A 15348-nucleotide genomic window follows, 5' to 3' on the forward strand; every position below is an offset into this window, starting at 1 on the left:
TTACGCCTCCTCAAGGATCTCTTTGGGATCGTGTTTTAAGCCCAGCATATAAAGGCCCAGCTCCTCTTCCGTCACATTCGGGACATCGGACAAAACGCCCGCGACCCGCCCCTGATGGAACACGATGATCCGATCGCTTAGAGCCTTTAATTCCGCCAGATCCGCGCTGACGAGGATCAGGGACTTTTTCTCCTCCCGCATATCCAGGATCTTTTTGTGGATAAATTCCATGGCGCCCACATCCACGCCGCGGGTGGGCTGGTTTAACACGATCACATCCGCCCCGGCCGTGAACTCCCGCGCGACAATGGCCTTCTGGATATTGCCGCCGGACAGGCTCCTGATGCTGATATCAAGGCTCGCGGTCTTGACCTTAAAGTCCCGCACGCACGAGGCACAGTATTCCTCAATGGCCGTGGTATCAAGGATCGCCTTTTTCGAGAGCCTTGTAAGGCTTGCGGCGATCAGGTTGTCGCGCACGCTCATCTCCGGCGCGCTGCCGTCCAGATGCCGGTCCTCCGGCACATGGGAAATGCCGAGCGCCCGGTTTTCGGCAATGCTCTTTTCACAGAGGTTCTGCCCCTTATAGAGCACGGAGCCGCTCTCCGCCTTCCGGTTCCCGGTCAGGATCTCCATGGCCTCCTTCTGGCCGTTGCCCTCGATGCCGGCGATGCCGAGCACCTCCCCCTCGCGCAGGGAAAAGTTTAAGTCGTCCACCTTCTTTGAGCCGAATTTGTCCGTATAATTTAAATGTTCCACGCGCAGGATGCGCCCGCCGAACTCCTTTTTCGTCTTCTCGTATTCGAGTTTTACATCGCGGCCTACCATGAGCCTCGATATCTCCTCCGGCGTCACATCCGCTGCATCGCAGGTCTTTATGGAACGCCCGTCCTTTAAGACCGTTAAGCGGTCGCAGAGATATTTCACCTCGTGCAGCTTGTGCGAGATGAAGAGGATGGTATAGCCCTCTTTTTTCAGGTTCAGAAGCTGCTCGAACAGCTCCTCTGTCTCCTGCGGCGCCAGAACCGCCGTGGGCTCGTCCAGAATGATGATACTGGCCCCGCGGTACATAGTTTTTAAGATCTCCAGCTTCTGTTTCATCCCGATCGAGATGTCGCGCACCCGTTTCCCCGCGTCCACATGGAGGTTGTATTTTTTTGAAATGGCCTCCGTCTCCTCGATCGCCTTTTTCTTATCCAGGAACAGGCCCTTTTTCTTCTCGATCCCCAGGACCAGGTTTTCCGCCACGGTCAGGGACGGCGCCAGCATCATGTGCTGATGCACCATCCCGATCCCGTGCGCGATCGCGTCCTTGCTGGAGCTGAAATGTACCTCCTTGCCGTGAAGGAACACCTTCCCGCTGGTGATCTCCTCGATTCCAAACAGCATCTTCATCAGGGTGGACTTTCCGGCGCCGTTTTCCCCCACCAGGGCGTGGATCTCGCCCCGGTTGACGCTGAAATTGATATTATAATTGGCGAGAACTCCGCCCGGATAGATTTTTGTCAGATCCTCGACCCGTAAAATTTCCTCTGCCATCGTTATCCCCTTTTTGCATGATCCCCTGTCAGGCCAGTTCCAGGGCCACTTCCATCATGTTCGTAAACGTGGTCTGGCGTTCCTCGGCCGTCGTGGCTTCCCCGGTCACGGCCGAATCCGATATGGTCAGGATGCACAGCGCATTGACGCCCGCATAGGCGGCGTTGCTGTACAGCGCGGCGGCCTCCATCTCCACAGCCAGGACGCCCATCTGATCCCAGGTGACGCCCATGGGCGGGATGGACGGATTGTAGAACATGTCAGAGCTTAAGATATTGCCCACATGGTAGGCGAGCCCCTTATCCCCCGCCGCGCGGACCGCCTTTTCCAGAAGCTCAAAGCTGCAGATGCAGGAATAATCGCCCGGCAGCCTGAACTGCTTTACATAATTGGACGTGGTGCATGCGCCCATGCCAAACACCATGTCACGCACCTTCACCTCCGGGCGCATCGCGCCCGCGGTCCCGACGCGGATTAAATTTTTGCACCCGTAGAAATGGATCAGTTCATAGGAATAGATGCCGATCGACGGACATCCCATCCCGGTTCCCATGACGGAAACACGTTTTCCCTTATAGGTTCCCGTATAGCCGAACATATTCCTGGTAGCGTTAAACTGAACCGGATCAGTCAGAAAATGCTCCGCGATGTACTGCGCGCGCAGCGGATCGCCCGGCAGCAGGATCGTCTCCGCGATCTCGCCCTCTTTTGCCGCGATGTGGGGGGTTGGAATGTTGTTTGACATAATCGTCCTCCTTTAAAAATGTATGCTTGAGAACTGTCTCAAAATAAATTCGCAATTAATTTCGGGACAGATCCTTACTATCGGGCAGGGGGAACGTCCCCCGTGTGCTGCATCAGCGGCCGCTGTCCTGACGCAGCCAGCGCTTTAAGTAATAGGCCTTCCGCTCTGCGAAATCCCCGTTTCTGACCTGCAAATCCGGGTTGGCCAGAAGCTCGCAGACCGTTCCGAGCACGACCTGCGCGGTGCGGATATAGGCGTTTTCTTCATCTGCGATCGCAAAATCGCCGCTGTGGATCCGGCCCTTTACGCCGGAGAAGCCAAACTGTACCGTGGGGAGCAGATAACCCAGATCGCCCACGTCGCCCGAGGCCCCGGAAACGACGTTTCGCACGATCGCATCGTCCCCGCAGAGCTTTTTCATCTGCCGCAGCACGACGGTGTTTAACGCATCCGACTGCTTCAGCGGCATGTAGCCCGTCTCGTTCCCGATCGCGCATTCCAGTCCCAAAGCCTTTGCACAGTGGATTGCGCACCGGTCGAACTTCTCTCCCGCCTCCAGGAGCTGATCCAGGGTATTGGCCCGGATGTAGCTCTCGAGAACCGCCCGGTCCGGAATGATATTCACGCCGCCGCTTACAGAGGTGAGAACCGGGTGCAGCGAAAGCCCTGCCTCCTTCGGGAACTGATCCTTCATATAAGCAATGGCGTCCATGCACAGGCTGGCCCCGTGCAGCGCGTTGCGGCCCAGATGCGGAGCCGCGCCGGAATGGGCGGCCTGTCCGGTGAAGACGGCCCGCTTTACCATAAAGCCCGCGAGGGCTGAACCCACGTCAAAGAGCGTGCCGCTGTCCCCGTTTATGTGCATGGAGATCACGCAGTCGATATCGTCAAACACGCCGTCCGCGATCAGGTTCTGCTTGCCGGACAGATAGCGGATCTTTCCCTCCCTCACCAGCTCTTTCCTGTACTCTAAGTCGATAAACTCCTCTGCCGGGGCGGCGATAAAGCTGACCGTCCCGCCCAGCCTGTCCACAAGGCCGCTTTCCTTTAACATCTTCATCACGCCGGCCAGCACGGCGGTCTGGACGCTGTGCCCGCAGGAGTGGATCGCAAGCTCTCTGTCCCCGGTTTTAATAAGAAGGGCGTCCATATCCGCCACCAGGGCGATGTGATAGCCGTCCCCGCTCCCGAGATCAGCCCGCAGCCCGGTGAGAGCAAGGCCGTTTTGGACCGGGATTCCGTTTCGGAATAAAAAAGAAGTGAGAATCTCGTTTGATTTCACTTCCCTGAAGCCAGGTTCAGGGAAGCGAAATAATTCGCGCCCCAGACGCACAATCTCCTCCCGGTTCCTCCCGATACATGCTTTTATGTCCTCTGAATAGTCGAATCTCTCCATCATCACTGCCCTCCGCCGGCATGCCGCTCTTTCCGGTCGCGGCTCTTTGATTTTAATAATAATTTATCACATTGGCGGATCAATGTCAAATAATTTAGGAGCTGTCAAGAAAAATCCTGCGCGCTTTGCACAAGTTCTTTATTGACAGTTTTTAAAGCGCGGTTAGGGGGTGAATTTGGAATCAGCGAGGGTGATTAGCTGGATAAAGCCGGGATGGATGCAGCGGCCGGGGATGGGGATCGAAGGAGACGATGCGGTGGCATCGTTGACTGACGACAACGCGGTAATGATGCAAATAGCGAGTGCTTAGTATATGAGGAATTAAAAAACGGCGTACTAGAGCGTGATGGGTCAGATGATGATTGCATGTGCAATCATTAATGGCCTTAGGGCGGCGTTATCCGCCGCCCTTTTTATTATAGCTTTATCATATCACTTTGGCGGGATGAAGTCAATGCATATTCCAGACGGATTTCTGAAATGACTTCTAAAAATGATTTTGATCCGGGTTGCGGCTTTCTTCTGCCCGCGCCATCATATCAACTGATGCTTCCGGAACGCGTGGTAAATCCCATCCTCCCGCACGGACGGGCACACGTCGTCGGCCAGGCGCTTGAGCGCTTCGCTGCCGTTTCCCATACAGATCGACAGCCCGGCTGTCTCAAGCATCTCTTTATCGTTCATGCTGTCGCCAATCGCCACGGAGGCATTGAGCGGGACGCCAAGGTATTCGCACACGCGTTTTACCGCCCGTCCTTTGTCAAACTGGCGGTTGACGATTTCTGCGCCTGTAAATCCATTCCTGTTTTCTTCCTGTATACAGAGGTCAAAGTCAGCGGCCAGGAGCTCTCCGGCCTCTGTGAAGGCTTCTTTCGAGGGGCTCATGACAACGATCTTATACACGGGCTGGCCCCGGTATTCCCGCATGGGGCGGATATGTAAGGATTCCTCGAGCTGCTCCCTCCAGCGGAGCAAGTCGCTGTAGCCTGCCTGCGAGGCATGGGCGCGAAGGTACTCTTTAAAGCCCTCGTCCGTATAGGAGCCGTCCATGCACTCTACCGTGCAGTAGATTCCTCTCTCTCTTAAGATCCGCATGGCGCGTTCCTGCTGCTTCCCGGTCATGGGACAGTCGTAGAGGATCGCCCTTCCGAACTCGATATAGCCGCCAGAGCTCGCCACGACTCCGTCAAATCCGTAATTTAAAAGCGGGAGGAGCATGTCATAGTTCCTCCCGGTACACAGGAATACGCAGTGTCCGCGCTCCCTGGCCCGGCGGACCGCTTCCGCCGCCGATTCGGGCGGCTCGTTCCTGCCCGGCTCTGTGAGCGTCCCGTCGATGTCCAGAAAGATGATTCTGCGTTCCATTTACACCCTCTCTGCACGCCGGTCTTCATTGCAGTGAAACGCCATGAACGCATCAGCCAACGGCAGCTCGTCGGAATCACACCGGAGCTCCTGCGGCTGTGTTAAGTCAAGTGAAAATACGCCCAGTATGGAGCGCGGGTCAACGACTCTTTTTCCGGAACCGATTTCAAAATTCGCTTCCACCCTGTTCACCACATTTACAAAATGCTTCACCTGCTCCACATCATTGAATTTTACATACATTTTCTGCATAACCTGATTTCCTTCCTTTCTTTATTTTAATCTGCGGACGCCTCCTTTTTCCGGCGTTTCATTTTTACATCTATGTTCGTTTTGTGATATCGATTTCAGTTCTGAGGGAATGATATACCAGATTCAGAGATTTGTAAATAGGCATTTTGTATAATATTTCTTCATTTTTTTGGATAAACTGACGAAATTGTCCGAAACAGCGTCACAGTTCAGAGATTATCTGAACTGTGACAGAACAGCCGCGGCGTCTCCTATACGCGCGCTTTGCTCCCTTTCCCATCCCGCTTTCCGATCTTGAGGCGGTTTAAATGCACGGTTTTTTCTTTATAGACCGCAGTCTGATCCCCGTCCGGGCCAAGGAGGTAGACCGCGCCCAGCTCATCCCCCTCTTCTAAGCGGATGCCGCGCACGCCTCTGGAGTTTTTCTTAAGGACCGAAATCTCCTCCAGCGGAAAGCGTAAGAATACGCCGCCCGCGGTCTGCAGGACAATGTCGTTTTTGCCTCCCGCCGGCTGGATACTGAGGAGCTGATCGCCCTCCTGGAGCCTGGTGGCGGCCACGGTCCGGTTGTTTGTCTCGAATTCTGTTCCGGGTACGAGCTTTACCATGGCCTCCCGGGTGGCAAACAGCAGCGTTTCTTTCAAGAGCGCCGCGCGGTTTATGACATACACCGGGTGCTCTTTCGTCCCGTCAAATTTGCTTAAATTGTCAATCGGCGTGCCTTTGTCGCGAAGCTTCCCGCAGGGGATGTCCGATACCTTGACCTGGTGCAGGGCCCCGGTGTCGGTGAACAGGCAGATCTTATCGTCGCTTAGGCAGGGGATGACGCACGCATGCTCTGCCTCCACGCTTTCGCGGTTGCGCTCGTAGACGGCCCGGTCGAGGAGACGGCTGTAGCCGAAGCGATCCATGACAAAGACCGCCTCGCGGACCTCCTGCGGCGTTTCCACATACACGGCTTCGGACCCGTCCTCGATCTGCGTCCGCCTTGGGGCGGCGAACTCGGCTCTGATTGCCTGGAGATCCTGTTTGATCACCGCGTCCATAAAGCTCTTTCCTGAAAGGATTTTCTCGTATTCCTTTATCTTTTTGAGCGTTTCCTTATACTCCTTTTCAAGGGCCAGGATTTCCAGGCCGATCAGCTTGTAAAGGCGCATCTCCAGGATGGCTGACGCCTGTTTTTCCGTAAAATGAAGGGCTTTGGCGTCTTCCTCAAAGCCCGGCGCGCGGAAGCGGATCCGGGATATGTCGCCGTTCATGAGGCAGGCTTTGGCGTCCTTTAGGTTTTTCGCGCCGCGCAGGATGGCGATGATTAAGTCAATGCAGTCGCAGGCTGCGATCAGGCCCTCGCGGATCTCCTTCTTTTCCAGCTCCTTTTCCAGAAGGACTTTGTATTTCCTCGTATTGTTCTCATACTGAAATTCCAGGTAATTGGCGAGGATCCCTGTGAGGCTTAAGGTTTCCGGCCGGCCTTTTACGATGGCCAGCATGTTGACGCCGAACGTGTCCTCCAGCTTGGTTTTTTTGTAGAGGATATTTTTGATTTTGTCAATATCCGCATCTTTTTTGAGCTCCAGGACGATGCGGATTCCCTCTTTGTTTGACTGGTTGGAAATGTCGACCACATCCGGGAGCTTTTTGGTCTCCACCAGCTCGGCGATGTCCGTCAGGCATTTATTGATGCCCGCCCCGATCATGGTGTAGGGGATCTCGGAGATGACGAGCTTGTCGCGGTCCGCCCGGCGCTTTCCGAGCTCCACCTCCATCTTTGCCCGCAGCTTTATTTTACCGCTCCCTGTCTCGTAGATGGCGGGAAGCTCACTCTGGTTGGCGATAATGCCGCCTGTGGGGAAATCGGGGCCTTTTAAGATGCCCAGAAGCTCCGGCGCGCCAAGGCGCGGATTGTCGATGTAGGCGATAACGGTGTCAATGACCTCGCCCAAGTTGTGGGGCGGGATGCTGGTGCTCATGCCCACCGCGATGCCCTCGGAGCCGTTGACGAGGAGGTTCGGGATCCGCACCGGGAGCACCTCGGGCTCGTGTTCCGTCTCGTCGTAGTTGGGGACAAAACGCACGGTCTTGTCCAGATCCTTTAAATACACCTCTTCGGCGAATTTCTTAAGCCTGGCCTCGGTGTAGCGCATGGCCGCGGCCCCGTCCCCCTCAATGGAGCCGAAATTGCCGTGCCCGTCCACCAGCGCCATTCCTTTTTTGAATTCCTGGGACAGCACGACCAGGGTTTCATAGATGGAGCTGTCGCCGTGGGGGTGGTATTTACCCATGGTATCTCCCACGATACGCGCCGACTTCCTGTGCGGCTTGTCGTGGCCTAAGCGCAGCTCGCTCATATCGTACAGCACGCGCCGCTGCACCGGCTTTAGGCCGTCCCGGGCGTCCGGGATGGCGCGGGCCGTGATCACGCTCATGGAGTAATTCATGTAGCTGCGCTGCATTTCCTCTGAGTATTCGGTTGTTATAATTCGTTCTGCCATATCCTTCCTCTCCTGCCGCTCCTCATTCAGGCGTCAATCTCCGCCTCGTCCGCGTGCTCATAGATGAAACGGCGTCTTGGCGGCACGTCGCTGCCCATCAGCATCTCCGTGATCTCAGAGGCCATCCTCGCGTCCTCGATCTCCACCCGCTTTAACACCCGGTTTTCCGGGTTTAAGGTCGTCTCCCAGAGCTGCTCCGCGTCCATTTCCCCAAGGCCCTTAAAGCGCTGGAGGGTAAATTCGCCTCTGTGGCTCTTGCGGTAGCGCTCCAGGGCCTTTTCATCGTATAAGTATTCCTCCTCACCCTTTTTGGGGATCACCTTGTAGAGCGGCGGCATGGCGATGTAGACATGGCCGTTGGTGATGAGCTCCGGCATGAAGCGGTACAAAAAGGTCAGAAGCAGCGTGTCGATATGGCTTCCGTCCACGTCCGCATCGGTCATGAGCACGATCTTGTGGTAGCGCAGACGGGAGATGTCGAAATCGTTTCCGTACCCCTCGGAAAAGCCGCAGCCAAAGGCGTTGATCATGGTCTTTATCTCCGCGTTGGCCAGCACCTTGTCCATAGACGCCTTTTCTACATTTAAAATCTTTCCCCGGATGGGCAGGATGGCCTGGTAGCGGCGGTTGCGCCCCATCTTGGCCGAGCCGCCGGCCGAGTCGCCCTCGACGATAAAGATCTCGCACTTTTCGGCCTCGCGGCTCTCGCAGTTCGCGAGCTTTCCGTTGCTGTCAAAGGAAAACCTCGATTTGGACAGCATGTTCGTCTTTGCCTTTTCCTCCGCCCGCCGGATTTTCGCCGATTTCTCCGCGCAGGCGATGATGGCCTTCAGCACTTCGAGGTTGCGGTCAAAATAGAGGGAGAGCTCGTCTCCGCTGACATTCGTCACCGCCTTTGTGCAGTCCGCGCTGGCGAGCTTGGTCTTGGTCTGGCCCTCAAAAATCGGATCCGGGTGCTTGACGGCGATCACGGCCGTCATGCCGTTGCGCGTGTCCGCGCCGGTGAAATTGCTGTCCTTTTCCTTAAGGATACCCAGCTCCCGGGCATAGCCGTTGATCATGGTCGTGAAGCGCGTCTTAAAGCCCGCCAGGTGCGTCCCGCCCTCCTGGGTGAAGATATTGTTGCAGAAGCCCAGCACATTTTCCTCAAAGGCGTCCACGAACTGGAACGCGGCCTCCACCTCGATCTGCTCTGACACGCCTTTAAAATAGATCGGGTCGTGGATCGGCGTTTTCGCGCTGTTTAACTCCCGCACATAGGCCACGATCCCCTCCGGCTCCGCGAACGCCTCCTGCTCCTCCTCGCCGGGCCGCTTATTTTCATAGTAGATTGTCAGTCCGGGGTTTAAATACGCCGTCTCGTGCAGGCGGCTTTTCAGCCACTCCGCCTTAAACCGCGTTTTTTCAAAGATCTCCGGATCCGGGAGGAAATTGATCCTCGTCCCCCGCTCCTTTGTCCGGCCCGTCACCGGCAGAAGGCCTTCGCTAAGCGGCACGACGGGGATGCCGCGCTCGTAGGCGTCATGGTGGATCTTTCCGTTTTTATAGATTTCAATGTCCAGGCGCTCTGACAGGGCGTTGACCACCGAAGAGCCCACCCCGTGCAGGCCCCCGCTCGTCTTGTAGGAATTGTTGTCAAACTTGCCCCCGGCATGAAGCGTACTTAAGACAATCCGCTCCGCCGAGACGCCCTTTTTATGCATTTCCACCGGAATTCCCCGGCCGTTATCCTTTACCGTACAGGAGCCGTCCGCCTCGAGCGTGACCCATATGAGGCTGCATTCCCCGGCCAGATGTTCGTCCACCGAGTTGTCTACAATCTCATAGATCAGATGGTTTAAGCCCTTGGTCCCCACGCCTCCTATGTACATGCCGGGCCGCTTGCGGACCGCCTCCAGCCCTTCCAGGACAGTGATACTGTCCGCATCATACTGTGTTTTTTCCATAAAATGACTCCTGTTCCTTCAAATCCCTGCGGCCCGCCAAAAGGGCCGGGCTGCAGATTCCCCTGCGCGGGCCTGTGCATAAAAAGACGGAGACTGCCTGTGTAATATGTACCGTGCAAATCTCCATCCGCTTTTTCCGCGCAGCTTGCCTGTGCGGATAATTATTACATAAAATTTTGGTTTTGGCAAGTCGGTTTTCCTTTGAGGGAAGCTAAGAGGAAGGAAGGGGTTACTGTTCACACACCAGCCAATGCGAGGTGTTTTTTGTGAGTGCAGCGCAGCGAAAGTCACGGAAAACCCGAGGGCAGCGGCGCCAAACCGCGTTTTTTGCGGTTTGTGTGCATCGCGAAGCGTGTTACTGGGCACAGCCCGGCAGGGGTGTGAACAGTAACAGGAAGAAAAACGCCCGCTTGCTATTGTCACAGCAGATAGTTGTTATCTTTATCCGCTACCTGCAGGGATGCCAGCGTATATGTTGCATATCCCTCAGTGACAAGCGGCTCCTGCCTGCACAGGGCCTCGGCCTCCTCGTAGCTTGTTGTTTTGAAAATAACCATGCCGGCTACGCCGGGGCAGCCTTTTAGCGGACCGCAGAGCAGGATTTTTTCCGCTTCATCTAAATGCTTTAAGTTCTCTACGTGTCTTGTAATGACTGCTTTTGTAACCTTGTTGTACGTTTTTCCCTTTTTTATGGTCATGACATATAACCATTTTTCCATGCTGTTACCTCCGTTTTTGTATAAATGTACTCTCGGAGTCTCTCCGCCCCTGATTTTGTGAGTACATTGTGAATGAAACGCCCTGTCCGCCTTGCGGCGCTCTTTTTGCTGCAAATTTAAGATAACATATGGAATGCGACATATAGCTGTCGTATTTCATATGCATTTTTGATTTATCTGAAAACTTCTCCCTGAAGAACGTCTCATTTTTGAGTAGAAGGGGGATGTAACTGACAAGGATCTCCATTCGCCTCTTTGCATAGCCGTGATATTCCCTGAATTTTTCTTCTGTATTGATTCCGGTCTCCGAAGTCACAAACTTTGTTTACCGTGGATCGCAGTATGTTCTTTCGGGCCGGCCAGTTCGCCTTGTCCTGCGATTCATCTTTCGGAACCGGATACGCATAATCCCATCCTCTGTGTGTATAATTCCTGTGATTTCCATAAAATATGCCTGTCAAATCAAACTCCGCCAGTTTTGGCAGATGTCTGGCCTTCTTACTTTTCAAAAAATTTAATTTTTCTTCCCCATTGCCCCCGGACTGGTCAATGGCCAGATAAGAGGCGTATTCGAGCATCATAATTTTGTTCTTTATCTCTTCCTACTGCAATGTTATATAGTCCTCTCTGCCGAAGAGAACCTGTTCCAGGTAAGCGTCATGTTCGTTTACGTCATATGCAAGGGAAACTGCTGGCAAAGATGAACATAGGATGGCAACTGTGAGAAACGCCGCGGCGATCTGTTCATCATTTTGTTATCCTCTCAAATCCGACGCCGTTAAATACGCCCAGCTTCTTTGTTCCGATTACGTTATATAAAAATTCGATCGTCTCATCCGGATATTCTGCTGCCGGCGTAACTTCGATCCGGATATGCATGCCGTCTGCATAATTGATTTTTTTAGCCGTATCACTTGTATAGACAGCCATAAAATCCGTATACGCATCCCCCTCTTTTCTCGTCACTTCATCGATGTTCCAATTATCCATGACGGTCTGCCCTTCTGCTTCCTTCACCGTCACTTTCAGGAGGGAATGCTCAGACACATATACCGCCGGAAGAGAAAACTTCTTTCCGTCAAAATCAGCCGTGATATCTTCTGCCGCTACAGAGGCTGTTCCCGCTGTGAACCAAAATTTCTCATCCAGCGGACGTACCATGAAAAGAGGCTCCCCGTTTTCATGAAGAATGCTGCCTATCCTCTTTTTCTCATCTTCTCCTATATCCAGCCTGTCCGCCAGCGCAAACAGCAGCTCGCAGTTTAAATACAGCACCTCGCTAACAGGGGGCAATGCCGTTTTTCGTTCGGCCTTTAACATCTTGTTATACTGTTTTATTTCTTCCTTCTCTCGTTTTGTGGCGCCCTTCGGTGCCTCTATTTCAACCACATCTGAAAGATACGCCGCATTTCGTTCCCTCTGTCCGTCAACCAGATAATTGACATTATCGAATGCGATTTTATATGCCTTTTCTTCATACTCCGGCTGGTTGGTCTGCGCATAAAGGTCAAGATAAACTTCAGCGGCAAAATAACGGAGAGCCCAGTCCGTATGATCCGTATGCTCAAGAATCGCATTTACATACTTCTCTGCTTTTTCTGCATACTCATCTGTTTCATATATTTCTCTGGCGGCGGAAATGCCTATTGTAAGTATTTTGGCGTACTCATAATCCTTTCTGAAAATGCGCGTGGAAATCGCTTCATATTCCTCGATTGCGTCCAGGCACTTTTTGTACTCCCCGGATTCAAAATAGCCCTCTGCCAATGCGAGCCAATATGGGCCAAATGCCCTGTACGTATTGATCTCGGATTCAAAGAACGCAATTCTCCGGGCGGCGGAATTATGTTTCCACTTTATGAAAGCATCCACTGATTGTTCATTCAGCGCGTAATCTCCTGATAAATCATCGCCTCTTACCATTTCCAGCATATACGTAAATGCCTGCATACGGCTGGTATGTAATTCATCAGCCTCTTCATCCTCCAGCTCCCAACCGTCCTGCAGATACTCCATATCGGTTTTCTGTGTGTAAGCCGTATAGCTTGCATAAGAATCCACGGCCATGTAAACGACAGCCGCAGCGCTCTTAAGCCAGTTGCCGGACTGCACATCATTCAAAACACTCAAGGGACTTTGTATTACCTGCCTCATAGCCTGGGCGCGGTTTTGTTCATAGATGTATTCCAAGCGTTCACGCTTCACCGCAATCATTCGGTATCGTTCGAGTGTATCAAGTATGTTCGCCAAATGGGCCTGCGTTTTCATGTCCACGGCATTTGGATAGATGTTATTTAGAAGTAAATTATATACGCCCTCCAGATACAGCCTGCTCCCTTTGGAATCATTAATTTCCTTTGTTAAGACTGTCAGATAATTCAACATATTCAGGGAGTTTCTCTGTTCATCTGTCATTCCATTCTTATGTTCCTCTTTCGCTTCTTCTGCAACGATCCTTTCCCGTTCGGAAGATTCATTAGGAAAGCTCTCTTTTGATTCATCTGTTGATGAAGTTTCAGAAGACGGCGTTGTCTCAGGAGGAGAACTAGTACAGCATAAATTAAGTTCCTGATACATTCGTTTTCAGCAAGGCTTGATTTATCAACATTTATGGCTGTTCTCATGAGTCAGAAACTTATTATTCGCTGTACTAGTAGATGAGCTTTTCTGAAGCGGTTCGTTTTGCCAATCTGCTACAGAATCCGCCGTATTTATTTTATTTCTGTTTTGTATATTTCATTTTCCGAAATATTGCTTTCATTTGAATTTACTGAAGACGCCGCTTGTTCATTATGGCATCCGGTAATGGCTGACATTGCTATCACACCCGCCAGCAATGCACAAACCGGTCTGTGAATTGATTCTCTCATACCCGTTTACCCCTTCTTTTGTTCCTTACTGTTTTACATTCTTTTATTCCGCCGCTTCCCTGGCCCAACCGGAAGATACGCTTTAAAAGCTGCCTTTCCTTTTTACAAGTCAAACATATTCATGTCAAATAAAATGTCATTGGGGAAGCACAGATTATGTTTTTTAGAAAATGAATCTGCAAACTATCTATAAATAATGTATTAATTTTAGCATATATGAATTTATATGTCTATTTCTCCTTTTCCAAAATATAGACTCTCGGAATCTTTAAGCCTTTATTTATGCGGCTTCTGAGAGTCCTTTTTTATTTTTTCTCCACCTTTTTTTCAAAAAGCACTTGACAAATGCCTAAAAAAATGCGGCGCTTCGCGCCTCTTAATTAACAAGGCATATCCTTTCGGCACTGCCGGAACAGACTTTTTGATTTGGAGGTGTGTTTCTTTGAAACCCATTAACATTGGCGGGCATTCCGCCTATCAGAACCGCGTTCTGACTCAGCTTCGTAAATATTATCCTAACGCTGTAAATTCTTTATCTGATTCCTCCTGGCAGATCCTTGAGAAATTCCGGTCTCTTGATCTGTCGGAAGTGGATACCCTTATGCAGGACCGTTATTCCGTCTTTGGACCTGAACCAAGACTCCCTTCCGATATGCTCCGGGCTCTTCTTGTTTCTGTCGAATTCAAAATAACTTCCTACACCAGATTTGCTGCTGACCTCAAAGAGAATCCTCTTCATGCCATTATTTCCGGCTTTACTGTGGGCAGCGCTCCTGGTGTTGGTACTTTCTATGACTTTCACAAACGACTTTGGATGTCCGATCATAAAAATCTTTCCAATGCCCTTCACCCGCCTAAAGAAAAGCCTCTTAAGCCAAAAGGCAAAGAGCAAAAGGCTTCTCCTGTTGAAAAAGTGACGGTCGGGGATTTATTCCGCAGGTTTGAGGAATCTCCTCCTTCTGGCATGGCTCCCTGCGCAAGGCTGTGGGATATCTTCCATACCTTTTTTCTTCAGGCTTCTGTTGACCAAAATCTTATATCTCTTAAAGAACTGGCTCCGGCTGGCGATGGAACCCCTGTTTACACCGCTGCCCAGGAACGTAAAACACGTACTTGTGACTGTTGGAAAAATGGCATCCATGATTGCAAATGTGACCGCATCTGTCACCAGCCGGACTGCGGCATTGGCTGGGATCCCCACCGTAACCGCTTTTACTTTGGATATGACTTATACATGCTGACGGCATCTGACTCCGAAAAGGACCTTCCCGTTTTTCCATTTTTAGGTCCTGCTTCCAGGCACGACTCCCATGGTTTCTTATATAACTGGTTTTCCATGAAGCAGATGCTTCCCCAGGCCGTCGTCAAAAAGCTCCTTCTCGACTCGGCACATGACGCAATGCCCTTTTATGATTACTGCAGAACCCATGATATTACCCCTTTTATAGACCTTAACTGGAAATGCGGAAGGCCTCCTGTTTATAAGGATGATATCACCATAGGCAGGGATGGGGTCCCTTTATGTCCCAAAGGCTTTCCTATGAAACAAGCTGCAGTCGAGCCTAAAAAAGGACGAATCAAATACCGCTGTCCCAAAATCACTTCCAAAGGCGGCGCGCCGCATTGCGCTTGTGATACTCCTTGTTCCGATGCCAAATATGGCAGAAACGTACATCTTGTTTTAAAAGACAACCCAAGACTATTCAATGACCCGCCACGTGGCAGTGCAGAATGGAAATTGGAATACAATGCAAGGACATCTGCTGAGCGTTGTAACAAACGTGAGAAAATAGACTATAAATTAGAAGACGGCAGATACCGCTCGTCTATGATGTGGTACTGCCGCCTGTTTTCCATCATGATGTGCCAACATCTTGATGCCTGGACTTTGCCAAAGACTTCCCCGCTAAAAGATCTCTTTGGGCAAGCCGCTTAATTCCATAAGCAATACCATTATAAACCATATTTGACGCATGGTCTATTAAAGTTCGTCATTTTTTCATCATCTATTACTTGTCATATCC

General features: G+C 51.8%; 11 protein-coding genes. 1 reads left to right on the forward strand and 10 read right to left on the reverse strand.

The genetic code is table 11. From position 1 onward, the window contains the following. The 10 genes from NFS31_RS17310 to NFS31_RS17355 all read right to left on the reverse strand — a co-directional run bounded on the left by NFS31_RS17310 (position 1) and on the right by NFS31_RS17355 (position 13324). Positions 1–1539, reverse strand: coding sequence for an ABC transporter ATP-binding protein (locus NFS31_RS17310; RefSeq protein WP_251497756.1), 1539 nt, complete (start codon positions 1537–1539; stop codon positions 1–3). Positions 1540–1567: 28 nt separating this feature from the next. Further along, on the reverse strand, positions 1568–2284 hold the full coding sequence (deoD, locus tag NFS31_RS17315) for a purine-nucleoside phosphorylase (protein ID WP_331482732.1): 717 nt from the start codon (positions 2282–2284) through the stop codon (positions 1568–1570). A gap of 112 nt (positions 2285–2396) precedes the next feature. After that, complete coding sequence (locus NFS31_RS17320; protein WP_251497759.1) at positions 2397–3683, reverse strand: amidohydrolase; 1287 nt, start codon at positions 3681–3683, stop codon at positions 2397–2399. Positions 3684–4214: 531 nt separating this feature from the next. Then, complete coding sequence (locus NFS31_RS17325) at positions 4215–5045, reverse strand: HAD family hydrolase (protein ID WP_251497762.1); 831 nt, start codon at positions 5043–5045, stop codon at positions 4215–4217. After that, entirely contained in the window at positions 5046–5297 is a 252-nt protein-coding gene (locus NFS31_RS17330; protein WP_251497765.1) for an HPr family phosphocarrier protein, read from the reverse strand. Positions 5298–5548: 251 nt separating this feature from the next. Next, on the reverse strand, positions 5549–7789 hold the full coding sequence (locus tag NFS31_RS17335) for a DNA gyrase/topoisomerase IV subunit A (protein ID WP_251497768.1): 2241 nt from the start codon (positions 7787–7789) through the stop codon (positions 5549–5551). Positions 7790–7815: 26 nt separating this feature from the next. Then, the gene (locus NFS31_RS17340; protein WP_251497771.1) at positions 7816–9735 is read right to left on the reverse strand and encodes a DNA gyrase/topoisomerase IV subunit B; all 1920 of its coding nucleotides are present in this window, start codon (positions 9733–9735) and stop codon (positions 7816–7818) included. Between the two features lie 419 nt (positions 9736–10154). Beyond that, on the reverse strand, positions 10155–10454 hold the full coding sequence (locus tag NFS31_RS17345) for a YciI family protein (protein ID WP_251497774.1): 300 nt from the start codon (positions 10452–10454) through the stop codon (positions 10155–10157). A gap of 747 nt (positions 10455–11201) precedes the next feature. Beyond that, the gene (locus NFS31_RS17350) at positions 11202–12869 is read right to left on the reverse strand and encodes a hypothetical protein (protein ID WP_251497777.1); all 1668 of its coding nucleotides are present in this window, start codon (positions 12867–12869) and stop codon (positions 11202–11204) included. A 296-nt stretch (positions 12870–13165) separates the two neighbouring features. Further along, positions 13166–13324 (reverse strand): hypothetical protein, encoded by a 159-nt coding sequence (locus tag NFS31_RS17355; RefSeq protein WP_251497780.1) that lies wholly within the window; start codon positions 13322–13324, stop codon positions 13166–13168. Between the two features lie 442 nt (positions 13325–13766). Between NFS31_RS17355 and NFS31_RS17360 the strand changes: the two genes are divergently transcribed. Further along, positions 13767–15260 carry a hypothetical protein gene (locus NFS31_RS17360; RefSeq protein WP_251497783.1) on the forward strand — a complete coding sequence of 498 codons (1494 nt, stop codon included), beginning with the start codon at positions 13767–13769 and terminating at the stop codon, positions 15258–15260. Positions 15261–15348: the final 88 nt, after the last annotated feature.

Origin of the sequence: Otoolea muris, assembly GCF_943193115.1 — a bacterium.
In the GTDB taxonomy this organism is placed as follows: Bacteria; Bacillota; Clostridia; order Lachnospirales; family Lachnospiraceae; genus Otoolea; species Otoolea muris.

Excerpts from the sequence above, each read along its gene's own strand:
- deoD (WP_331482732.1), bottom strand. The coding sequence starts at position 2,284 with ATGTCAAACAACATTCCAACCCCCCACATCGCGGCAAAAGAGGGCGAG.
- NFS31_RS17350 (WP_251497777.1), bottom strand. The coding sequence starts at position 12,869 with ATGACAGATGAACAGAGAAACTCCCTGAATATGTTGAATTATCTGACA.
- NFS31_RS17320 (WP_251497759.1), bottom strand. The coding sequence starts at position 3,683 with ATGATGGAGAGATTCGACTATTCAGAGGACATAAAAGCATGTATCGGG.
- NFS31_RS17340 (WP_251497771.1), bottom strand. The coding sequence starts at position 9,735 with ATGGAAAAAACACAGTATGATGCGGACAGTATCACTGTCCTGGAAGGG.
- NFS31_RS17325 (WP_251497762.1), bottom strand. The coding sequence starts at position 5,045 with ATGGAACGCAGAATCATCTTTCTGGACATCGACGGGACGCTCACAGAG.
- NFS31_RS17355 (WP_251497780.1), bottom strand. The coding sequence starts at position 13,324 with ATGAGAGAATCAATTCACAGACCGGTTTGTGCATTGCTGGCGGGTGTG.
- NFS31_RS17345 (WP_251497774.1), bottom strand. The coding sequence starts at position 10,454 with ATGGAAAAATGGTTATATGTCATGACCATAAAAAAGGGAAAAACGTAC.
- NFS31_RS17335 (WP_251497768.1), bottom strand. The coding sequence starts at position 7,789 with ATGGCAGAACGAATTATAACAACCGAATACTCAGAGGAAATGCAGCGC.
- NFS31_RS17310 (WP_251497756.1), bottom strand. The coding sequence starts at position 1,539 with ATGGCAGAGGAAATTTTACGGGTCGAGGATCTGACAAAAATCTATCCG.
- NFS31_RS17330 (WP_251497765.1), bottom strand. The coding sequence starts at position 5,297 with ATGCAGAAAATGTATGTAAAATTCAATGATGTGGAGCAGGTGAAGCAT.